Origin of the sequence: Chryseobacterium sp. OV279 (assembly GCF_900128945.1) — a bacterium.
Taxonomy (GTDB): Bacteria; Bacteroidota; Bacteroidia; order Flavobacteriales; family Weeksellaceae; genus Chryseobacterium.
Map to the genome: position 1 here is coordinate 1,391,285 of NZ_FQUD01000001.1, position 23,141 is coordinate 1,414,425.

Below are 23,141 nucleotides of genomic sequence, written 5' to 3' on the forward strand. Positions count from 1 at the left end.
AATACTCTTCACTTTTAATACAGAATACAATGAAAACATTACAATTTTTAGTCATTGGAAAAAATCAGGAAATTCTTGAAACATTGAAAAGAATCATCGAAAATAATGAAGGCTGGAAAGCTGAAATCCAAAGCGATGAAACCGCTTCCTACGATTATATCAGAGAAAATCAGGTCGATATTGTACTTTTGAGTTCAGGTTTGGAAGAACAGTTCGAGAAAGATATTAAAATATTTTGCGAAAATTTAGATAAAGAGACTAAAGTAATCGATCATTACGGTGGCGGAAGTGGACTTTTAAAGAATGAAGTTTACTGTCTTTTCCCTAATTTGCAGGGATAAACTTTGTGTATGTTTGAAAATATCATCAGGAACGTCAGCCGATTTATAGATCTTACCGAAGAAGAACAGAAAACCTTTACCGGTTTATTGAGCTGCCAGACATTTTCTAAAAAGGACGTTTTGTTAAGGGAAGGAGAGATTTGCCAGTTTGAAGGATATATTCATAAAGGCTGTGTAAGGCTGTACTGTCTGGATGATAACGGTACAGAAGTTACCCTTTTGTTTGCCATTGAAGACTGGTGGATCAGTGATATTGCTTCATTTCAGGAACAGAAGCCTTCAAAAGTATATATTGAAGCTCTGGAAGATTCCGAAATCTATGTCCTGACTCCGGCTACTAAGGAAAAGTTACTGCTGGAAATTCCAAAATTCGAAAGGGTTTTCAGAATGTTGGTGCAAAGAAATCTATCCACTCTTCAGAATCGTCTGGTGGATACCATTTCCAAAACGGCAACAGACCGATACCTTGAATTCATTAAAATATATCCTTCCATTCCACAAAGAGTGGCTCAGTACTATATTGCCTCTTATCTCGGAGTTTCAAAGGAATTTGTGAGCACCATAAGAAAGCGTCTTGCTTCGAAAGAAAAATAGATTTTGTCATCTGACTTTTTGTTTGATAGGCTGTTGAAAACTATTCTTTTAGTGATTTTTTTAACGCAAAGATTGATCATAAAGCCGTTTATTTAAGTCTGCAAAGGTGAGATCAATCTTCGATTGACCCGACTAAGCGCAAGTTTATCCATCCAGCTTCATCAACGATGCGGTCAGGTCCATTTGCTTCCCTCAACATATCCGGAAGAATAAAATATGCGTAATCATCTGTGTCAATCTGTGAAATCAGTGGTCAGAAATATAATCTCCCGCAGATCCCACAAATTACGCTGATTATAGTAGTGTTATTTGTGAACTTATTTGTGAAATTTGTGTTTAAAAGTGTTTCATCTTTGAAATCTTTGCATGGAAAAATAAATAAGTAATCTTCTCACCAGTAGGAAAATAATTTCTATCATTAACATAAATCCTACATGCACACACAAATTTACCTATAAAATCATTGATACATATTCCCAACAATTTGTTTTAAAAACTACAATAAAACTGACATTGGAAAATGGAGCGTTAAGAAAATAAATCCTGTGAACGTTAAGAAAATTCTACTGTCTGAAGCGCGGGATAAAATTTGATTCTCAATATAGATTACTACCGCGCAAGTTTTAGAATTTTTAGAGAACAGGATTTATTTTTAGTGGAAGTTTCCCAGTCTTGAATTTTTGGTCCTTTTGTTTGACTACGTCGAATCTTTGATTTCAAGACAAAAGGACTTTATTATTTTAATTAAAAAAGCAATTTATTAAACTAGTTAAATGCACAGCCATTTCCGTCTTCCTAAATTTGTTCTATCAAAATCAAACAAATAACGACAAGATATGGACAGAAAAGATTTTTTAAAGAAAGGTTTATTGGGAACAGGGATGTTTGTAGCATCTGCTTCTCTCGGAAATACCATGAAAAATGAGATCGATGAGATCGAACCCTTAGAACCCATCGGATACAATCACTTACCCAATCCTGAGTCGAAAATTAAAGATAATTCCGTAATTCATAAGGCGGATTCAAGAGGAAAGGCAGATCATGGTTGGCTGCTGAGCCAGCATACATTCAGTTTTGCCAATTATCATAATCCTGAAAGAATGCATTTTGGAGTGCTGAGAGTTTTAAATGATGACAAAGTGGAAGCGGGCAGAGGTTTTGGAACGCATCCTCATGATAATATGGAAATCATCAGTATTCCGCTGGATGGCGATCTTGAGCACAAAGACAATATGGGGAATACTACCGTGATCAAAAGTGGAGATGTCCAGGTGATGAGCGCAGGAACCGGGGTAATGCACAGTGAGTTTAATAAGAACAGTGATAAGCTTGTTAAATTCCTGCAGATCTGGGTATATCCGAATAAGAGAAATGTAACACCAAGATACGACCAGATCACCTTAGACAAAACAAAAAGTCACAATGCATTCCAGCAAATCCTTTCTCCCAATGCTGATGATGAAGGTGTGTGGATTCATCAGGATGCCTGGTTTCATTTGGGACGGTTTGAAAACGGTTTGGAAACGAGTTATCAGATCAAAAAAAGTGGAAATGGAGTGTATGCTTTTATCCTTAAAGGAAGCGCAGAAATTGAAGGTCAGAAATTGGAAGAACGGGATGGATTCGGAGTTTGGGATATTAAAAACCTGAATATGAAATCTACGGCAGAACATACGGAAATCCTGCTAATGGAAGCTCCGATGGCGATGTAATAATTAATAGAAAAACTGAGAAACCATGAGAAAGTTTATGCTATCATTCGCAGCAGTTTTATTATCCTTAACCCTGACTGCTCAAAATATAACCCCTGTTGGCACTTCGAAAAACTGGGGATCCGTAGATGGAATTTCAATGATCGGCCTGGTTCAGGGACCTTCTTCTGCAGATACCCAATTACAGGTGGCCTGTGTTTTTGAATACACGCAAAATGATATCCACAGTGCTCAGGCTTTACCTGCCAATTTGAACGGTTTAGTGCATTTGGATGACGCGTTAAAAGGTGAATTTACAAAAATCAGACAGTCCGGACAGTTTAAAGGACATTCGTTGGAAACCATTTTAATCACACCTCTGGCTGGTTCCATGTCTGCTAAAAAGCTATTGCTAATTGGCTTGGGGGACCGAAATAATTTCTCGCCCGAACTGATGACTTCCGTAGGTGAAGTGGCAGCCCGTGAAGCAATGAGATTAAACGTAACCAATTTCGCGTTTGCCAGTGATCTGAAAGACGCCGGAATAGATTCTCCAACTGCTTTGATAGCCGGGAATGTAGTGAAAGGGATTGTGCTGGCCAACCGTTCTGAAACCTATCTAAAAGAGCATCAACTTTCCCATACAAAGAAATTGAAAAAAGTATACCTTCTGGCAGGCCCATCTTTCTTTGAAGTAGCAGGTGGCGGAATTCAGGCTGCAATTGCCGAAGTAAATAGAAAATAATGAACCCGTTTTCATTAATATTGTGAAGGCTCTCCTTTTTTAAGGGGAGTTTTTTTGTTATAATTATTAGCACGAGCGGGACGCTCGCGCTAGCAACGTATTTACATGTCTAACGTGTATCCGCTGGTGTCCCCATCTGCTGGCGCGAGCGTCCCGCTCGTGTCCGTCATCTTTAATTCATATCAATATTCATTACAGTCTCTTCATTTTCATAATAATTCCTTGCACTACTGTATTTCCATTCATATGGTTGAAAAACAAAACCACTTTTTACAGGGTTTTGATGCATATAATTGAGTTTTTCCTCGAAAACTTTTAAAGACCAGATTTCTATAGGCTGATTATTTTGCTGCCAAAATTGATAATTCTGAATGTTTGAATTTCTTCCCGCAGCTTTTTTAAACATCCACATAAGCCAGTCTTTTCTACTTTCCTGACTGTTTTCTTTGATAGCATTGATCATTTGTTTTGATGTAAAGCCTTTAAAATCTCTTATTAAGTCTGACGGATTTTCATTTGCAGCCCGAAAAATTAAGTGAATATGACTAGGCATAATGCAATATCCAAAAATAATCATTCCCTTATTTTTACGGCAGTAGCTTAATGAATTAATGATGATATCGAAATATTCTATTCGTGTAAAAATATCGATCCAAAAAACAGTTGCAAAGCTTATAAAATAAGCTCCGTCTTTTTCTTTAAATTTATATTTTCTACTCATTTAATAAAAATAATAAAAAGATAATTAAAATTGAATGAAATTAGAGTATAGCACGAGCGGGACGCTCGCGCTAGCGTTGTGTTTACATGTTGAGCTGCATTGCTGGACATCCATCTGCTGGCGCGAGCGTCCCGCTCGTGCCCATTACTAAACTCAATCCGCAATATATCTGCTACCATTCATTAAATTTTAATCCAAAAGAATGATACCAACATAATCAGACTTATTTTAGCGGAGTAAACGTCCATGTTCATACCTGTAATTTTCAAACATCAACTCCCAACTAAATTAGCTTAATCCAAAAAAAATCCCGACTTTTGTCCCCCTTCAATAATTCCGAAATTCATGAAACTTTGTATTGCCGAAAAGCCCAGTGTTGCCAGAGATATCGCCAAAGTATTAGGTGCTACCACGCCTAAACAGGGCTATATGGAGGGCAACGGATACTGTGTGACATGGACGTTCGGACACCTTTGTACCTTAAAAGAACCTCATGATTATGGTCCTCAGTACAAATCTTGGAATTTGTTTTTACTGCCGATCATTCCAGCCAGTTTTGGGATCAAATTAATTCCAAATAAAGGCGTTGAAAATCAGTTTAAAGTGATTGAAAGATTGGTGGAGGAATGTGATGAGGTCATTAACTGTGGTGATGCCGGGCAGGAGGGAGAGCTGATTCAGCGATGGGTTTTACAGAAAGCAAAATGCAACAAACCTGTTCAGCGTTTATGGATCTCGTCCCTTACCGAAGAAGCGATTAAAGAAGGTTTTGAGAATCTGAAACCGGCTGAAGATTACAAAAATTTGTATCTGGCTGGCAATGCAAGAGCAATCGGTGATTGGTTGTTGGGAATCAATGCGACAAGATTATTCACCAAAAAATTTGGAGGAAACAAAGCGGTTCTTTCCATCGGAAGAGTACAGACGCCTACTTTGGCCATGCTGGTTCAGCGGCAGAAAGAAATCGATGCCTTTAATACCGAAGAATATTGGGAACTTAAAACCAAATACCGTGACGTTATTTTCAATGCTGCGATTGACCGTTTAAAAACTCTAGACCGCGCTGAAAAGGGACTTGAATATCTTAAGCTCAACCCTTTTGAAATTGTTTCTTTTGAGATTAAAGAAGGAAAAGAAAAAAACCTCAGACTTTTCGATTTGACAGGACTTCAGGTGGAAGCCAACAAAAAATATGGTTATTCCGCAGAAAATACCTTACATTATATCCAGAGTCTGTACGAAAAAAAGCATGTGACTTATCCGCGTGTAGATACCACTTATCTATCCGAAAGTCTGTATCCTAAAATTGACGGTATTCTCCGGAAAATGCATTTTTATAAGGATCTGGTTGCTCCATTACTGGAAGCGCCTATTCCTAAATCAAAAGCTGTTTTCGATGATGCGAAAGTGACTGATCACCACGCGATTATCCCTACAGAAGTTCCACCTTCTCAGAATCTGAGCAGGGAAGAGAAACTGATTTATGATCTGGTGGCAAAACGTTTTATTTCTGCTTTTTATCCAGAATGTAAAATTTCAAATACATTAGTGGAAGGAAAAGTAGGAACGATTCCTTTTAAAACAAGCGGAAGACAGGTTCTGGAACCGGGATGGAGAGCTGTGTATGCAAAAGAACCGAAAGAAGAATCTACTGATAAAGAAAAAGAAAAGGAGGAAGAACAGACCATTCCTGAATTTACCGTGGGAGAAAGCGGACCGCACGATCCAATGATTCACCAGGGGAAAACGACTCCACCAAAGCCTTATACGGAAGCGACGCTGCTGAGAGCCATGGAAACTGCCGGAAAACAGGTAGAAGATGATGAGCTTCGCGAACTGCTTAAAAATAACGGGATCGGAAGACCTTCCACCCGCGCGAATATCATCGAGACCCTTTTCAAAAGGAAGTATATCGAGAAGAAAAGAAAAAATCTTATCGCTACTCAAACCGGAATTCAGCTAATTGATACCATTGAAGACGAACTTCTGAAAAGTCCCGAACTGACCGGAGAATGGGAACAGAAACTGCGTAAAATTGAAAAAGGCGAATATGAAGCCAATCAGTTTAAAGAAGAACTGATCCAGATGGTTTCCGAGCTTACCCGAAAAGTGGTGGACGGAAAAGGAAAGGTGATCATGCTGCAGGAAGAAGAAAAAGAAGAGGTCAAAGAAAAGAAAAAGCGTGAACCTGCTGTAAAAAAAGAACTTCAATCGTGGGAAGAAACAAAATGTCCGAAATGTAAAGAACACAATCTGATCAAAGGGAAAACCGCGGTGGGTTGTTCTGATTTCAAGAATTGCGGTTTTAAAATTACGTTCGATATTTTCGGTAAGAAGCTTTCAGATAAACAGCTTTTAGATTTGGTTTTAAAAGGGAAAACTTCAAAACTGAAAGGATTCACGACTCACTCAGAAGCTTTGACGGAAGGAGTTCTGACACTTGAAGAAGGTTTTCAGGTACAGCTTAGTTAATCAATTCAATCATATATGTTTAGTTTTGTTATGGATCTCCGTAACAGTTAATTTGTTTTTTTAAATTAAATCTCTATTTGGAGAATATTTTTTATATTTAGAGCTTAACAAATTAAAATTTAAGCATGAAAAATTTCAAAAAAATTTCCAGAGAGGGTTTAAAATCAATTAAAGGCGGAATCACTTTTTGCAAGCCGAGATATATGTTGGTTTGTGAAGACATGAGCATATGTGATCCCAATATAGGTGAGCCTTGCATGTGTACATGTATTCCAATAGTATAAGATAAAATATAAATCCCTCGTGCAGAGGGATTTTTTTGTTTTATATACCTTTAGTGATAACACAGAAGTTCATACAAATCAGAATTTCTAGATATCTTCATTACATTTTAGCGGAATAATTTATCATACCATCCACTGAGATCTTTCTTAATGCTATCGTGGTTTTTGCATAAGATCTGGGCCAGCTGCAGTTGTGATCTTTCAGATTTGTAAGGATTTAAAGTCAGGTAACCGAAAAAATTACCGTCCTGATCCAGAATTACGGGAGGATAGGAAGCATAATCGCTCCACGGCGAATAGGTACTGTACGAACTTCCATAGTTTCCGGAACCATTCCAGATAGATTTTGAACTGAGCAGATTTCCATAATCACCGTAAGGATTCCAGATCGAGTTTTTATCAAAAGTATCACAGTTGATGCAGCCCAAGTATTGGTCCTCATTGGAACCGCCGTACAGATGTAGCGTCTGCGCCTGAAACATACAGTACAGAAGCAGGCTTAGGAATGTGAAAATCTTTTTCAAGGGCATATGGATGGTTGTTTCCTGCAAAGCTAGTATTTTTTATCATGGCTAATAAAAATCTATGATTTTTTCAAGACCTAAGTGTACTTTTTGGCAGTATGAATTTAAACTTCAAATAAACTTAAGTGTTCAAAAGCTTTTGTATCTTTTGTGGTTGAAAGACTAACCATATTATTTAAAATTTCAGCATCAGTAAGTAAACTTGTTCCCAATTTTCTGGTATTTCTGAAAAACATTGATGTACTTTGTATTTACATTCAGATTAAAATACATATTCATGACTCCGGAAAAAAAGAAACTCATGACGGACAGCTTCGGCCGTTCAGAAACATTAAAATTTTACAACGCCGAACTGTTGGAAGTAGACACCGATTTCGTCTCCATTAAAATTCCTAAAATGGAAATGATGACCCGGAAAGCCGGCATGTTCAATGGGGCTATGATTGCTTCCCTGGTGGATGTTTCTTCAGGATATGCTTCGGTAAGTCATTACAAAGACGATTGCTATGTAGTAACTGTTGAACTGAAGGTTAATTATCTTCGTCCTGCACTGGGAGATGCCCTGATATCGAGGTCTTACGTTATCAAAGGCGGTGCAAAAATCATTGTGGTAAGAACTGAAATCTATGTCATTGATGAAAGTACCGGTTCGGAAAGTCATGTAGCGACTTCACTGGTCACCATGATGAGGATCAAATAAATAGAACTCCATCAATCAAAATATTCGGTAAATAGAGCGATTACGGGTCTTTTTCCGGATGAAATGGAACAGGATTTGCAACGTAAACACCATAACATTAAAAAATAATAATATGAACTTAATTATCAGGCTGTTCATTACAGCAATCGTTGCTTACCTTTTGACTAAGGTGCTTCCGGGTGTACATTTCGAAGGATTTTCTTCGGCTATTATTTTTGCCATCGTACTGGGGGTATTAAATATTTTTGTAAAACCTATTTTGGGACTTTTAGGGCTGCCGCTTACGATTATCACATTGGGATTATTTGCCCTGGTGATCAATGCTGTGATTATTCTGATTGCAGATTATTTTATAGACAGTATGGTCGTAGATGGCTTCTGGTGGGCGCTGATCTTTAGTGTGCTGCTGTCCTTTGTGACTTCACTGGCCAATTCCATGTTTTCAGATGGAGAATAATAGATCAGGAATAAAACTTCATATAATGAGTCTGCTGTTTTTACGGCAGACTTTTTTTGTGGCATTGAAGGGTGTCTAAAAAAGACTGATTTATTTTGAAATCATTGTAAAGAATACGGGACAAACTGAAACTTTAATGTTAATTCTTTCGTTCATTTTTATTTTAAGTACTAACTTTGGGGATCTTTGAATTAAATAAAAGGAATTAATGAAATCGGCGCGATTTCATATTTCCGTTAAAAATGAATATCAACATATGAAGCTTAAGTACAGTCTGCTGGCTCTGGCAGCTCCTCTCTTAATGAATGCACAACAGTTAATGACACCTGAAATCCTTTGGACTTTAAAAAAAGTGGGAGTACAGGCAGTTTCACCGGATCAGTCTTCACTTATCTATAAAGTGGGGCAGGTAGATCTAAAAACAGAAAAAACCAAAAGTGAGAACTACTTTCTCAATGTTCTTAATAACCAGTCTTCCAAAATAGATTTTGGTAAAAAAGCCCTTATTCAGTGGGATAAAAACGGAATTTATGCGCAGGAAGGAGATAAAATCTATCTTTCAAAAGACAGCGGAAAAACATGGTCTGAATTTTATACCATCGGGGAAGCTGACAATATCGTGATCTCTCCGGACGGTAAGAAGATCGCGTTCAGTAAGCAGGTTCTGGTAGAGAAATTAATGGGGAAAGACAAATACAGTGATACGCCTAAAACTACAGCTCAGGTGTATACTGATCTGAACCACAGACACTGGGACTATTTCAATGAAGGAAAATACAACCACGTATTTGTTGTCAATACCACAGACAAAGCAGAGTCTGCAAAAGATTTATTGGAAGGTAAAACTTGGGATTCCCCTCAAAGACCTTTCGGTGGAGCAGAAGACTTCATCTGGAGCCCGGATTCTACTCAGCTTTTATACGTTACAAAACCTAAAAGCGGAAAAGAATATTCTACAAGCACCAACACAGACATTTTTGCCTACGATCTTGCTTCAGGAACAACAAAAAATTTAACAGAAGCCAATAAAGGATACGATGTTAATCCAAAATTCAGTCCTGACGGAAAATCCCTGATCTGGCAGAGTATGGCCAGAGATGGTTATGAAGCGGATAAAAATGATGTAAAAATCATGGATTGGAAGTCTGGTAAAACTACAAACCTTACGGCTGGCTGGGATGAAAGCGTTTCCGGAGATGTATTCTGGAGCGGAGATTCCAAAGCGATCTATTTTACAGCAGCGTTCAGAGGCACGAAACAGCTTTTCTCTTTAGATCCTAAAGCGGCAAAAGTTCAGCAGATCACAAAAGGTGATTTTGATGTTAATGAAATCTTTACTGACAATAAATCTTTACTTTTAGTAGGAAGAACAGATGTCAACCATGCAACGGAATTATTCTCTGTCAATGTGAAAAACGGAGAAATGAAGCAGGTAACCGAAGCCAACAAAGATGCTTATGCAAAACTGGCACAAGGGAAATCTGAACTGAAGATGGTGAAAACAACAGACGGAAAAGAAATGGGCGTATGGTTCCACTATCCACCGAACTTTGACCCGAATAAAAAATACCCTACACTGGTATATTGCCAGGGAGGTCCACAATCTGCATTAACTCAGTTTTTCAGTACAAGATGGAACTTCTCTCTGATGGCGGCTAACGGATATATCGTAGTGGCTCCAAACAGAAGAGGAATGCCGGGCTGGGGAACAAAATGGAACGAGGAAATTTCTAAAGACTGGGGCGGACAGCCAATGAGAGATTATCTGGCTGCAACCGATTTCGCAAAAACATTACCATATGTAGATGGAGAAAGAGTAGCGGCAGTAGGAGCAAGCTACGGAGGATACAGTGTATTTATGTTAGCCGGAATCCACGAAAACAGATTCAAAACGTTCATTGCACACGATGGATTATTTGATATGAAATCATGGTATCTTACCACGGAAGAACTGTGGTTTGCCAACTGGGATCTGGGTTCTCCATGGGAAAAGCCACTTCCAAAAGCATACACAGAATTCAACCCAAGCAATTTTGTTGAAAAATGGAACAAGCCGATCATGATTTTCCAGGGAGGAATCGATTTCCGAGTGCCTTACGAGCAGGGTCAGGAAGCTTTCCAGGCAGCTAAATTAAGAGGACTGAAATCTAAATTAGTCTATTTCCCGAACGAAAACCACTGGGTACTTCATCCTCAAAACGGATTGGTATGGCAGAGAGAATTCTTCGACTGGTTGAAAGAAACTTTGTAATGTAAACTAAGAATGAATGATTAAAATGAATTGAATTTCTTTTAATGATTCCTGAAAATATCAATAGGAACGGGCTTTAGCCCGTTTTTTTATGCAGTCATCCAAAGTCTTTAGCCAAATTATAAATTTTCTGACATTTCTCAATCTCAGTCTTGACCTTAAAGTCTCCTGTCTCGTGTCTGAAATCTGAAATCTAGAATCTAAAACCTTTCCCGTTTGACCTCAATTTTTATATATTTGAGTATGCAAAACAGAATTTCCTCGTTTCCACCCTTAATTGATGCTCAGTCTGAAATTTTAATTTTAGGTTCAATTCCCGGTGTCAAATCTTTGGAGAAACAGCAGTATTATGCTCATCCGCAAAATAAATTCTGGACGATTATTTTCCATCTGTTCAATGAAGAATTTACAGATGATTATACTGAGCGTTTAGATATTTTAAAGAAACATCATATAGCAGTCTGGGACGTCATCGATTCCTGTGAAAGAAAAGGAAGTCTGGATTCTGAAATCAAAAATGAAGAAGCCAACCAAATTGCCGAACTTCTGGAGGAACATCCCAATATCAAAGCGGTTTTCTGTAATGGAGGAAAATCGTACAAAAATCTGCAAAAGCTTTTAGGAAAAAATTACAGGTTACCGATCATTCAGATTCCTTCTACCAGTCCTCTACATACGGTATCTTTTGATGTTAAACTGGAAGAATGGAAGAAGATTCTGGAATTCCTGGTGTAGGGAATAAAAACTTAATTGTGGGTTTCGGGGCGGGAGCTTCGCTCCCCGCCCCGAAACTACCCCCAGTCATTGCGAGCGTAGCGAAGCAATCTCCCGAAAGAGTTGCATTGCGTCTCTGCCATTAAAACTTGTGTCAATTGAGATTGCTTCGTCGTTACTCTCCTCGCAATGACAGTATTGTGTTAATTTGTGAAAAAATTCGTGTCATTTGTGTTTAAAAAAATCAAAAAATCTCACGCAGATGGAACAGATCAGGCAGATTTTAAATCCGTAGGTCGAAACCTAATCCACACGCAAATAGTCTCTCAAACCTTTCAGCAGCTCCAACTGATTCCTGGTTCTATCCAGATTATGTTCAGCATATTTCGTCGAATAGTAAGTATTTCCATTCAGATAATCAGTCAGGAAACGAACTGCCTGAATGTAAATCACTGTCTGTGCCGCGTAATCAAGGTTTTCCAGTTCTTCAAAAGTCAGTTTTTTCTTTAAAGAGAGCAGAAATCCGTCTTTCACAGTTCTGTAAATCTGGGGGTTGAAATTATGGTCAGCATTTCCATTGTCCTCATCCAAAGTATTGGTGTAGGACCTTGCCATATCACCGAAGTCATAGAGGATGGTAGAAATGGTTACAGTATCAAGATCGATAACGGCAAGAGGTCGTGAAGTTTGGTCAAAAAGAATATTTCTGACATTGGGATCTCCATGGATGATTCTTTTAGGCAGAAGACCTTCCTTTTCCATCTCAATCCATTTTTGGGGAAGGAAGAGAAGTTCGTTCATTGCTTCGATTTCCGGCTCAGCATTGTCCAGCAGATCCGGACTTGCAGATTGTAAAGAAATCTGATAATCTGTAATTCTTTTTTCAAAATTAATAAAATCAGGAATCGGGGCCTGAATGTAGGGGAGATATTCCGGATTGACTGTATTCAAAAAAGATCCGACAGCTTTTGCTGATTCATAGGCAGTTTTTATGTCAGGGATTTTAAAGAAGGTTTTTGTGTCCTCAATAAAGCTGAGCATTCTCCAGGATGCTCCATGTTCATCTTTAATAATGAAATTCCCGGATAAGTTTTCCTTAGGTTTTACCAGTTCGAGCGGATAATTCCCGTCTTCCAGTAACCTGTTGATCAGAATGTGATTATTGGTAATAATCTCCGGAAACGGAAAAACCTGAGTATTGATCTTCTGAAGAATAAATTTTTCATCAGCATTATAGTCCTCCACCAGATAGGTTGTATTGATCAGCCCGTTGGTAATAGGAGTGATCGTGCAATTTTCAGTTCCGGTAAATCCGGTAACGATTGTTTTTAATTCCATAGATCCTCGGGATATCTGTTTTGTTTGATCTCCGATGTCAGGAAATCTTTTATACTGCTTTTATCATCTGCATAGGTAACACCCATCCATTGCGAAGGAGAGGCTTTCACCAATACCTTTGCCTTTTTCTCGTCAATCATTCTCTGTACGGCAGAAGGAATATAAAACTCCTGTGATGGCTTCGGTTCCGATTGCAGGAAATCATTAAAATACACTTCAAGCGCATCGAAAACGTTCGGATGAAAAATAAAGAAATTCATAGACACCAACGCATCAGGAGTAAGTTCAATATCATTTCCGTTTTCGGTATAAACAATTGAATCTCCTTTTTTGTGGATCGAAGTCTGTTCTTCTACTTTTATCAGATAATTTTTTGTATCTAAGGTACATATTCCGCGGGCAACATTTCCGTTTCCACTCAAAGTAGAGCCTACGGGATAGGCAGCCATTCCAAACTGTGTTCCTGAAATGTGAAGATCGATTTCTTCAGAAGCCAGTTGATACGCTTCTTTTCCATAAAAATCATCAGCATTGATCATGACAAAAGGTTCCTGTACAGCATTTTTAGCACAAAGGACAGCATGACCGGTTCCCCATGGCTTTTCCCGCTGTGAGAAGTCGTAATCCTTTGGCAGAAAGCTTTCTTTTTCCTGATATACCCAATGAAGTTCAAAATTCTTTTCCCCGGATATTGTATTTAATCTTTCCATATAGCTTTGAGGAATCAGCCTGTTCACAATAATGACAACCTTTGTGAAGCCTGCTTCCAGTGCATCGTAAATAGAGTATTCCAGAATCGGTGAACCGTTATCCAGAATTCCGTCTATCTGTTTCAGACCTTTGTAGCGGCTTCCCAAACCTCCTGCTAATATGAGTAATGTTTTTTTAGAATTCATCCGTCATTCCAAATACAGGTTTACGGGTTTTCCATTTTCCGTTCGTGAAATCAGGGATGTCTACCGCCTGACCGCCTTTAGCAATAGATTCTTCGCTTAATGGTGTAATAGAATACCATAAGGCCAGATCATACACATCCATCGGAAACTCTATATTTCGCTTGATACATTCGATGAAGGTATTCATGACAAAGAAATCCATTCCGCCGTGGCCTGCGCCTGCAGCTGTATTTTCAAATTTCTTCCAGATAGGATGATCATAATCTTTCATCCACTTTTCCGTATTTTCCCAACGGTGACTGTGATTCATTGTTTTTTCAAAATAAATATGTCCTTGGTTAAAATCTCCCCAGCCGAAATCCTGCCACAGACCTTCCGTTCCCTGCACCCTGAATCCAAGGTCATAAGGACGCTGTAAACTCGTATCATGGGTTAAAAGAATCGTCTCCCCATTGGCACAGGCAATCTGTGTGGTGACAATATCTCCCTGATTGAATTTTACTTTGGCGTTAGGATGATTTTCCCCGCCCTTCGCATGTTCCACAATATATTTATGAAGTCCCACAGACTTTGAAGAGAATGAGGAAAGCCTTGTCAGACGGTTTCCACGGTTGATGTCCATCATTACAGCTACCGGGCCTAATCCATGTGTAGGATAAAGCTCACCGTTGCGTTTTACGTAATGTTCCGTTCTCCAGTGCGCCTCGCTGAATCCTTTTTCTCCGAACTCAGCACCCGAATTGTACGGCGTAACCCCATCATTGAAAAGAACCCCTCTCAGATCGTGCTGATAACCGCCTCTTCCATGAACCAGTTCTCCAAACATTCCTTTGCGGACCATATTCAGAACAGCCATGATATCTCTGCGGTAACAGACATTTTCCATCATGAAAATAGGAACTTTGGTTTCCTCATATACTTTCACAAATTCCCAGCAGTCCTGCAGTTTTATCGCTCCGGAAACCTCCATACCTACGATCTTTTTCGCCCGCATGGCTTCTGTTCCCTGTGGAAGATGCCATTCCCATGGAGTAGCAATCACCACGGCGTCAATGGTTTTTAATTTTAAAAGATTCCGGTAATCATAATCTCCGTTTGAAAATTCCTGAGCAGCAGATTTATTATTGTCTTTCAGTATTTTCTGTGAGGCAGCCAGCATTCTTTTGTCCGGATCTGCAAAAGCCACGATCTCCACGTCATTACGCTTGGCTAGTAGTTTTACATGTTCCTGTCCGCGGAGTCCTACGCCGATAAAACCGACGCGTACTTTTTTATTTGATTTAAAATCACTGGAATAGGCAAACAGGGAATTGGGTAAAACCAATGCACCAAAGCTTGCCAGGGCTGCAGTTTTAATGAAATTTCTGCGTGAAGAGGTGTTGTCCATCGAAATTTTTTCTTAAATATATTAAAAAGTTGCGAGATGCAGGGGATGAGTGCGGGTTTCGGAGCTTGGTAGTAGTAGAGTTTTGAGGTACGGAATATGGGGTACTGAGGGAAATAAAAAAAAACGGCAGCCCCTGATAGGAAGAGCAGCCGTTTTACAATCATCTGTTTCTATATATTATTTTTCTGTAAAATATACTTCTTCGTAAGGTTGAATAAGTACCCATCCGTTTCCTGAGAACTTCATCTGGAATTCTTCACCGCTTCCTCTTCCGATCAAGCTTTTGAAAGAAACATTCGTTTTCAGATCCGGGCTTAGATTTCCTGACCATGCTACTGTTGCATTCGGATCCGTGAAAACCGGACTGTCGGGAGTGACCATCAGTGTTAATGGTTCACCGTGTGTTGTGATAGCAATATGTCCCGTTCCGGAAAGCTTTACCTGAAAAAGACCGCCGGCCATCATTCCTGCAACGCTTTTAAGCATGGTAATATCACTTTTTACACTCTGTTCATGAGCCAATACATCATTTCCGTTGACACATACTGATTCATTGTTCAGATAAAGAATACGTACTTTCTTCCCGGAATCGGCTACATACAGTTTGCCGGTTCCCTCTGCTTTCATCAGCTTTGTTCCTTCACCACTGATGGCTTTCTTTAAAAGGTTACCAATACCTCCGGCCAGCATTCCCTGTCTTTCGAAGTTGATGCCACCTACATAGCCTACCATACTTCCTCTTTTGGTCCATACGGCCTGATTGTTAAGGTTGATTTCCAAAAGATGTGGCGTTTCAAGCTCAAAGTAATCTCTTTGTTGTGGATTTTCTTTTGTTTCGTTGACGAAAGCTTCCAATGAATATTTGCTCATACGTGTAAAAATTATTAATTTTTTTCAAAAATAATCTTTTTTTCCTTCATAAATCACCGTAGAATCACGGTTTTAAATTTGATTTTAAATAATACTTGACAAAGGGGTGTTCAATGTCGTATATTTGCACTCCGAAAATTACACTAGTAATTTTTATAATTTTTAAACCGTAATTTAAAAAAATGAAAACATCAGATTTTAATTTTGATCTTCCTGCGGAATTATTGGCAGAACACCCATCTGAACACAGAGACGAAGCTAGATTAATGGTTCTAAACAGAAAAACAGAAACCATTGAGCATAAACTGTTTAAAGATGTTGTGGATTATTTCGATGAGAAAGATTTATTCATTTTCAACAATACTAAGGTTTTCCCTGCACGTCTTTACGGAAATAAAGAAAAAACAGGTGCTAAAATTGAAGTTTTCCTTTTAAGAGAACTTGACAAAGAGACCAGAGTATGGGACGTTCTTGTAGACCCTGCAAGAAAGATCAGAATCGGTAACAAATTATTCTTTACTGAAGATGAATCTTTGGTAGCTGAAGTTATTGATAACACTACTTCGAGAGGAAGAACATTAAGATTCCTTTTCGATGGTTCTTACGACGAATTCAGAACAAAACTGAAGGAATTAGGAGAAACTCCACTTCCAAAATATATCAAAAGAGCAGTAGAACCGGAAGATGCCGAAAGATATCAGACGATCTATGCAAAAATTGAAGGAGCAGTAGCAGCCCCTACAGCAGGTCTTCACTTCTCTAAGCACTTAATGAAAAAATTAGAGATTAAAGGAATCGATTTTGCTGAAGTAACCCTTCACGTTGGTTTAGGAACTTTCAACCCAATTGAGGTAGAAGATCTTTCCAAGCACAAAATGGAGTCTGAAGAAATCATCATCGATGAAAAAAATGCTGATATCATCAATAAAGCAGTAGATGCTCACAGAAGAGTTTGTGCAGTAGGAACTACAACGATGAGAGCATTGGAAACTTCTGTTTCTTCAAACAAAAAGATCTCTGCATTCAACGGTTGGACAAACAAGTTCATTTATCCGCCTCACGATTTTGGAGTAGCGAATTCAATGATCACGAACTTCCACACACCGAAATCTACATTGCTGATGATGATCGCTGCATTTGCAGGAAGAGAATTCATCATGCATGCTTACGAAGAAGCCGTAAAAGAACAGTACAAATTCTATTCTTACGGTGACGCAATGTTAATCCTATAAAAAAGATAATAGGTAACAGGTTGCAGGTATTAGGTATCTGCAACCTGCCACCTAAGATCTGCAACCTATTATCTATAATGAAAGATATCCGAGTTTTATCACTAGACCAGCTTAAAGACTATTTTTTGACTTTAGGGGAAAAACCGTTTCGTGCGAAGCAGGTTTATGACTGGTTATGGAGTAAAAATCTCCATTCGATTGATGAAATGACGAATCTTTCGAAATCTCTCCGCGAAAGAATTTCCGAAGAGTACACCATCAATCCCGTTTCTGTGGATCAGCTTCAGAAAAGTACGGACGGAACCATCAAAAACGGTGTGAAACTTCACGACGGATTGTTGGTAGAGTCTGTTCTTATTCCTACAGAAACAAGAACTACAGCCTGCGTTTCCTCACAGGTGGGATGTTCATTAAACTGCGAATTCTGTGCAACGGCAAGACTCAAAAGAATGAGAAATCTTGAAGTAGCCGAAATCGTAGACCAGGTGGCCCTGATCGACAGCCAAAGTAAAATGTACTTTAACAGACCGCTTTCCAATATCGTTTTTATGGGAATGGGAGAGCCGATGATGAATTACAAAAATGTAGTGGAAGCCATCAGAAAAATCACCCAGCCGGAAGGTTTGGGAATGTCACCGAGAAGAATTACCGTTTCTACATCCGGAATTCCGAAGATGATCAAAATGCTGGCAGACGACGAACTTCGTGTAAAACTGGCCCTTTCACTTCACTCAGCCATTGAGTCTAAACGTAATGAGATCATGCCTTTCTCTGATAAATTCCCGTTGACGGATATTATGGAGGCCCTTCAATATTGGTATCAGAAAACTGGTTCAGTGATTACTTTTGAATACTGTGTATGGAAAGGAATCAATGACGGTGATGAAGACATCAAAGCTTTAATCAGATATTGCAAACAGGTTCCTTCCAAAGTAAATCTTATCCAGTATAATCCTATCGGAGACGGAAAGTATGACCAGTGTAACAAGCAGGCGGAAGACAATTATGTACGTCAGCTGGAAAACGCTGGAATTACCGTAATGATCAGAAAAAGCCGTGGTGGAGATATCGATGCCGCTTGCGGACAGCTGGCCAATAAAGCAACTGATTAAAATTTCCTTAAAAAACTCAAAATTTTCCTTAAAATTTTCCTAAAACCCTACCTTTACATAAAGCAAAAAAGTTTATTATGGACTTCTTTATGGGCGAGGACGGGCTGGAAAACGTTTATGCATGGTCTATTCCGGTTCATGCTGCCGTTATATTGGCAGAAATGATTTACAGTCACGTTTCTGAAGCTAAACTGTACAACGGAAAAGATGTAGCAACCAGCATTTATCTCGCTCTAATGAACTTCGGTTTGGATCTGATCATGAAGGCTTTTGCTATGGGAGTGATGTTTTTCTTCTACAACCATAGGCTTTTCTCCTGGGATTTTACAGTGTGGTACTGGCTCATTTGCTTTGTAATTACAGATTTTGCCTATTATGTGCTGCATTATGTAGATCATCATTCCCGGGCGTTCTGGGCGGTTCATATTACCCATCACAATTCAGAATATTTTAATTTAACAACAGGGTTCAGAAGTCCCGTACTTCAACCTTTGTACAGATATCTTTATTTTTCCCCGCTTGCTTTTTTAGGCTTCAATCCGTGGCATATTATGGTGGTTTATGCGATAGGGCAGGTATATGGAACATGGGTGCATACGCAGACCGTGAAAACCATGGGCATTCTGGAATATATTCTGGTAACCCCTTCCCATCACAGGGTGCATCACGCCTGCAATATCAAGTATCTGGACAGAAATATGGGAATGTGTCTGATCATTTGGGATAAAATCTTTGGAACCTTTGAAAAAGAAGACCCAAATGTACCCGTTAAATATGGAATATATCCCAAAATGCCTGACAATAAACCGGACACCGTTCTTCTGTACGAATGGAGAAAGATATGGAAAGATATCAAACAGCCAGGCTTAAAAATTTCTGACAGGATTAATTATATCTTCAATTCCCCGGGCTGGAGACATGATGGAACCGGAAAAACGGTGAGACAATATCAGAAAGACCATTTAAAGAAGCAGGCTAAAAGACAGGAGCAGAAGCAAAAAATGAAATCTGCATGATCAATAAATGTTTTTTTTAGTCAACCACAAAAGATGCAAAAGTTTTTAAACACTTAAATTTATTTGAAGTTTAAATTCATACTGCAAAAAAGTGCACTTAAGTTTTTAAAAAAAAATCAAAGATTTTATCCAGAATATATTAATGAAAATCTGCGCCATCTGTGAAATCTGCGTGAGATAAAGAGATTGAACCATTAAGGTTGCTTTAAGTTTTTAAGAATATTAAGGAGAGCTTCGCTTTTTTAAGAGATACGGCTAAAAAAACATTTGATTTTTCTTAACTATTCTTATCATCTTCACTACTTTTAATGGTTAAAAAAAATAAATTTTCTAAATCTGATTTTCGTGATGAATACTATTGAATGGATGATCATTCCTATCCTCTGAAGGGTGGCGAAGATTCAAAGTGGTTCCCAAAAACAAAACGCTTCTAACTTTTCTCAATTCCCCTTAAACCCTTATTTTTGCTCTATGAAAAAACTCATTCTTCTAGCTGCCATTATTATTTTTCAATCGTCATTCTCACAAAGAACGGAGTCTTTGAAGATAAGAAAATTCAGGATAGGCTATTTGGATGATAAGATTCAAGAGACCTCAGGACTGAGTATTTTGAATGGTAAATTGTATACGTTCAATGACAGCGGAAATGCTCCGGAACTTTTTGAATTGGATGAAACTTCCGGCATGATCAAAAATACATTGACCATCAATGCTAAAAATAAAGACTGGGAAGCTTTAACCAATGACGGGAAGAATTTCTACATCGGTGATTTCGGTAATAATGGAGGAACAAGAAGAGATCTGGAGATCTATACACTTCCTTTTGAAAACAACGAAGCAAATAATGATTCCATCACAAAAATTTCCTTCTACTACCCGGAACAGACGGAATTTATCCCACAATACACGAATAATGATTTTGATGCCGAAGCCATGATCTATCTCAACGGAAAACTGCATCTGTTTTCCAAAGAATGGAAATCAAAATCAACCTCTCACTATATCATTGACCCAACAATCGCTGAAAAACAAAAAGCAGAGAAAATCGAATCGTATAAAACGAATTTCGTGGTAACAGATGCTGCTTATTTTGAAAAGAAATTATATCTGGTAGGGTACACGAAGAGAACAGAGGTTTTTCTGAATATTTTTACAGAAACAGAACCTGGAATATTTTTTACAGAAACTCCGAAACACTATTATTTGGGAAGTGCTCTGACAGTAGGGCAGATTGAAGGTATTGTCGTGAATGAAAAGGGAATCTATATTTCAGGGGAGAAATTCAAATCGGCACTGGGAAGTTCAAAGCCAGCACTGTATTTTATTCCGAAAGAAGAACTGAAAGATTAAATATTTTTATGGTAAAATGAACCTAGATCATATATTTGGCTGATAATAGTTATTAAATATTTGATTTTAATGAAAAAACAGTACCTTAAATGATGGTTGTTTAGAATTATTCATATATTAGTGACACAAATATAAAATTAATACTTATGAAAAATTTAAAGAAAGTGTCAAGAGAAAATTTGAAAACAATCAAAGGAGGACTTAAATACTGTGGTGGTGGAGAACCATGTGGAAAAGGCTGGTGTTGTGCAGGAAGTAGCTGCAGACCTATCACTTCTCCTTACTGTGCAGACCTAATAATCGAGTAAGAAATTATTTGCTTTCAAGATAAAGCCCCTGCCTATGACAGGGGCTATTTTTTGTTTTAAAAATACATTCAGATTAAAAATACTGGTAATACAGGGAATAAATGTTAATTTAACAAAGGCATGCATCAAACAATAATTGATTAGTTTTCCATATATTTGCTAATCGAAAAATGTCCTGAAAGTACACCATATAGATTTAAATAATACATTCTGTAGGGGTCTGTAAGGTTGAAAATAAATACTTTATTAAATAGTAGTGAACATCGTAGAAGAAATCAAACGACCGATCAATGAGGAAATGAAACTTTTCGAGCAGAAGTTTTATGAATCGATGCAGAGTAAAGTGCCTTTATTGGATAAAGTAACCCGTTTTATAGTTACAACCAAAGGTAAGCAGATGCGTCCCATGTTCGTATTTCTCTGCGCAAAACTGGTAGGAGAGGTCACTGAAAAAACGTACCGTGGAGCTTCCATGATCGAACTGATCCATACTGCCACTCTGGTGCATGACGATGTCGTAGATGAAAGCTTTAAACGCCGTAATTTCTTTTCAATCAATGCTTTGTGGAAAAATAAAATTGCGGTATTGGTAGGGGATTATCTTCTGTCAAAATCAGTATTACTTTCTACAGATCATAAAGATTATGACCTTTTGGGTGTGATCTCAAGAACAATCCGTGAAATGTCCGAAGGTGAACTTCTTCAACTTGAAAAGGCCAGAAAACTGGATATCACGGAAGATGTATACTATGAAATCATCCGTCAGAAAACAGCAACACTGATTGCAGCGTGTTGTGAAATAGGTGTTCTTTCCAATAATGCCGATGAAGATCTGGCCAACAAGATGATGAACTTCGGAACCTACACCGGAATGGCCTTCCAGATCAAGGATGACCTTTTCGATTACTTAAGTTCCAATGTCATCGGAAAACCTGTAGGCATTGATATCAAGGAGCAGAAAATGACGCTTCCTCTGATCCATACTTTAAAAATGGCCGGCGAAAAAGAAAGAAAATACTATTTCAACACGATTAAGCGTCACAATAACGATCCGAAACGTGTGAAGGAGCTTATAGACTTCGTTAAAAATTCGGGAGGCATGGATTACGCGATTCAGGTGATGAAAGACTTCCAACAGAAGGCTAAAGACATTCTTAATGAATTTCCAGACTCGGAAGCCAAAAAATCACTCCATAGTATGCTGGATTATGTGATTGAACGAAAATTTTAAAACGACAAATTACCATAAATAAAAAATCTGAGCGCCTCAAAGCACTCAGATTTTTTTTGATATAAACGGTAAATCTATATTTTCTGTACCGTAACATTCGTAACATTTCCGCTTCCCGTACTTCCTGTTTCAGTAGCCAAAACAGTGGCATTTTGATTGGGAGCTGCAGTGAAACGAACCTGATAACCTGCTGTTGGTATGATCAGTAATGTGGTATAGTTCATTAATTCTCCAATATTTCCCGAGTTAGCAGAGGCATTATAATGGCTGCCCCTTCCCAGATAATCTGCGTCCGGAACAGGTCTTATTCCCAACACTAATTGGGTTCCTGCTGCCATATTCGTGAAACTGGCCTGTAGGGTTACCAGATAATTTCCTGCCTGATTAAATGTTAAAACACCTGTTGAAGTATTGTAACTGTAGTAAGGAGAAGTAGCCAGCGGTCCGGAGAATACTAAAGTGGCAATGGTAGTCGTTGCTAAACTTTGGCTCGCTGCAAGACGGGCATGAAATAAAGAATACGAATTAAAGTTAATGGTCTTTAAAACACCTGTAGCATCAGCTACTACAACTCTGTCCGTACCACCGATCCCTACGTTGGTATTGATGTTTCGGATACGGGCATTTCCGGTAATGATATCCAGTTTTTCAGTAGGAGCAGTAGTTCCAATCCCTACATTGCCGGTATTGGTCACGGTAAAATCATTAGCCTGTTGAGTAGCGGAAGGAACTCCGGAAGTAGGGTTGTCTTTTGCTGCGTCTACATGGAAACTGGTTTGAGGATTGGAGGTGTTGATACCCACCTGCGCGAAAGTAGCGACTGATAGTGTGAAAACACTAACAGCCGTAAGTAATTTTGTAGTCATTTGAATTTGTTTTTTTTATGAAATAATTTTCAGGGATTTCA

The 23,141-nt window shown here is 38.5% G+C and carries 23 protein-coding genes; 16 read left to right on the plus strand and 7 right to left on the minus strand.

All coding sequences use genetic code 11. From position 1 onward, the window contains the following. The first annotated feature begins 29 nt into the window (after positions 1–29). The 4 genes from BUA72_RS06270 (at position 30) to BUA72_RS06285 (ending at position 3,371) form a co-directional block, all read left to right on the plus strand. The gene (locus tag BUA72_RS06270; RefSeq protein ID WP_072922212.1) at positions 30–341 is read left to right on the plus strand and encodes a hypothetical protein; all 312 of its coding nucleotides are present in this window, start codon (positions 30–32) and stop codon (positions 339–341) included. A 9-nt stretch (positions 342–350) separates the two neighbouring features. Beyond that, on the plus strand, positions 351–935 hold the full coding sequence (locus BUA72_RS06275) for a Crp/Fnr family transcriptional regulator (RefSeq protein WP_072922213.1): 585 nt from the start codon (positions 351–353) through the stop codon (positions 933–935). Between the two features lie 836 nt (positions 936–1,771). Continuing rightward, positions 1,772–2,647, plus strand: a complete 876-nt coding sequence (locus BUA72_RS06280) for a pirin family protein (protein WP_072922214.1) — start codon at positions 1,772–1,774, stop codon at positions 2,645–2,647. Between the two features lie 25 nt (positions 2,648–2,672). Continuing rightward, complete coding sequence (locus BUA72_RS06285) at positions 2,673–3,371, plus strand: M17 family peptidase N-terminal domain-containing protein (RefSeq protein ID WP_072922215.1); 699 nt, start codon at positions 2,673–2,675, stop codon at positions 3,369–3,371. A 172-nt stretch (positions 3,372–3,543) separates the two neighbouring features. On the opposite strand, the gene BUA72_RS06290 is transcribed toward BUA72_RS06285, so the two are convergent. Next, complete coding sequence (locus tag BUA72_RS06290) at positions 3,544–4,092, minus strand: REP-associated tyrosine transposase (protein ID WP_072922216.1); 549 nt, start codon at positions 4,090–4,092, stop codon at positions 3,544–3,546. Positions 4,093–4,437: 345 nt separating this feature from the next. Here BUA72_RS06290 and BUA72_RS06295 point away from each other — a divergent pair, with 345 nt between their 5' ends. Beyond that, positions 4,438–6,564, plus strand: a complete 2,127-nt coding sequence (locus BUA72_RS06295; protein WP_072922217.1) for a type IA DNA topoisomerase — start codon at positions 4,438–4,440, stop codon at positions 6,562–6,564. A 125-nt stretch (positions 6,565–6,689) separates the two neighbouring features. Then, a complete protein-coding gene (locus tag BUA72_RS24810; RefSeq protein WP_410493283.1) occupies positions 6,690–6,848 on the plus strand; it encodes a bacteriocin-like protein in 159 nt (52 codons plus the stop codon). 107 nt (positions 6,849–6,955) lie between these two features. On the opposite strand, the gene BUA72_RS06300 is transcribed toward BUA72_RS24810, so the two are convergent. Next, positions 6,956–7,399 (minus strand): hypothetical protein, encoded by a 444-nt coding sequence (locus BUA72_RS06300; RefSeq protein WP_228407840.1) that lies wholly within the window; start codon positions 7,397–7,399, stop codon positions 6,956–6,958. Between the two features lie 250 nt (positions 7,400–7,649). Here BUA72_RS06300 and BUA72_RS06305 point away from each other — a divergent pair, with 250 nt between their 5' ends. The 4 genes from BUA72_RS06305 to BUA72_RS06320 all read left to right on the plus strand — a co-directional run bounded on the left by BUA72_RS06305 (position 7,650) and on the right by BUA72_RS06320 (position 11,515). Beyond that, complete coding sequence (locus tag BUA72_RS06305) at positions 7,650–8,072, plus strand: PaaI family thioesterase (protein WP_034728002.1); 423 nt, start codon at positions 7,650–7,652, stop codon at positions 8,070–8,072. A gap of 112 nt (positions 8,073–8,184) precedes the next feature. Next, positions 8,185–8,529: a phage holin family protein gene (locus BUA72_RS06310; RefSeq protein WP_047451937.1), complete on the plus strand. Its 345-nt coding sequence runs from the start codon at positions 8,185–8,187 to the stop codon at positions 8,527–8,529. Positions 8,530–8,785: 256 nt separating this feature from the next. Beyond that, on the plus strand, positions 8,786–10,780 hold the full coding sequence (locus BUA72_RS06315) for a S9 family peptidase (protein WP_072922506.1): 1,995 nt from the start codon (positions 8,786–8,788) through the stop codon (positions 10,778–10,780). A gap of 243 nt (positions 10,781–11,023) precedes the next feature. After that, positions 11,024–11,515, plus strand: coding sequence for a DNA-deoxyinosine glycosylase (locus tag BUA72_RS06320; protein WP_072922219.1), 492 nt, complete (start codon positions 11,024–11,026; stop codon positions 11,513–11,515). A 282-nt stretch (positions 11,516–11,797) separates the two neighbouring features. On the opposite strand, the gene BUA72_RS06325 is transcribed toward BUA72_RS06320, so the two are convergent. From BUA72_RS06325 to BUA72_RS06340, 4 genes are all read right to left on the minus strand, one after another. Then, on the minus strand, positions 11,798–12,832 hold the full coding sequence (locus BUA72_RS06325; RefSeq protein ID WP_072922220.1) for a phosphotransferase enzyme family protein: 1,035 nt from the start codon (positions 12,830–12,832) through the stop codon (positions 11,798–11,800). Further along, a complete protein-coding gene (locus BUA72_RS06330; protein WP_072922221.1) occupies positions 12,823–13,728 on the minus strand; it encodes a sugar phosphate nucleotidyltransferase in 906 nt (301 codons plus the stop codon). The genes BUA72_RS06325 and BUA72_RS06330 overlap by 10 nt, the downstream gene beginning before the upstream one ends. Continuing rightward, entirely contained in the window at positions 13,718–15,115 is a 1,398-nt protein-coding gene (locus BUA72_RS06335) for a Gfo/Idh/MocA family protein (RefSeq protein WP_072922222.1), read from the minus strand. The genes BUA72_RS06330 and BUA72_RS06335 overlap by 11 nt, the downstream gene beginning before the upstream one ends. A gap of 177 nt (positions 15,116–15,292) precedes the next feature. Next, positions 15,293–15,985 carry an AIM24 family protein gene (locus BUA72_RS06340; protein WP_034727986.1) on the minus strand — a complete coding sequence of 231 codons (693 nt, stop codon included), beginning with the start codon at positions 15,983–15,985 and terminating at the stop codon, positions 15,293–15,295. Positions 15,986–16,167: 182 nt separating this feature from the next. On the opposite strand from BUA72_RS06340, the gene queA reads away from it, so the two are divergent. The 6 genes from queA (at position 16,168) to BUA72_RS06365 (ending at position 22,234) form a co-directional block, all read left to right on the plus strand. Further along, entirely contained in the window at positions 16,168–17,217 is a 1,050-nt protein-coding gene (gene queA / locus BUA72_RS06345; RefSeq protein ID WP_034727984.1) for a tRNA preQ1(34) S-adenosylmethionine ribosyltransferase-isomerase QueA, read from the plus strand. Positions 17,218–17,294: 77 nt separating this feature from the next. Continuing rightward, the gene (gene rlmN / locus BUA72_RS06350; protein WP_072922223.1) at positions 17,295–18,329 is read left to right on the plus strand and encodes a dual-specificity RNA methyltransferase RlmN; all 1,035 of its coding nucleotides are present in this window, start codon (positions 17,295–17,297) and stop codon (positions 18,327–18,329) included. A 77-nt stretch (positions 18,330–18,406) separates the two neighbouring features. After that, entirely contained in the window at positions 18,407–19,345 is a 939-nt protein-coding gene (locus tag BUA72_RS06355; RefSeq protein WP_139259543.1) for a sterol desaturase family protein, read from the plus strand. A 471-nt stretch (positions 19,346–19,816) separates the two neighbouring features. Further along, a complete protein-coding gene (locus tag BUA72_RS06360; protein ID WP_072922225.1) occupies positions 19,817–20,695 on the plus strand; it encodes a hypothetical protein in 879 nt (292 codons plus the stop codon). Between the two features lie 146 nt (positions 20,696–20,841). Then, positions 20,842–21,003 carry a bacteriocin-like protein gene (locus BUA72_RS24380; RefSeq protein ID WP_175548858.1) on the plus strand — a complete coding sequence of 54 codons (162 nt, stop codon included), beginning with the start codon at positions 20,842–20,844 and terminating at the stop codon, positions 21,001–21,003. A 298-nt stretch (positions 21,004–21,301) separates the two neighbouring features. Beyond that, positions 21,302–22,234, plus strand: coding sequence for a polyprenyl synthetase family protein (locus BUA72_RS06365; protein WP_072922507.1), 933 nt, complete (start codon positions 21,302–21,304; stop codon positions 22,232–22,234). Between the two features lie 74 nt (positions 22,235–22,308). Here BUA72_RS06365 and BUA72_RS06370 read toward each other — a convergent pair whose 3' ends face one another. Continuing rightward, a complete protein-coding gene (locus tag BUA72_RS06370) occupies positions 22,309–23,100 on the minus strand; it encodes a hypothetical protein (protein ID WP_139259545.1) in 792 nt (263 codons plus the stop codon). Positions 23,101–23,141: the final 41 nt, after the last annotated feature.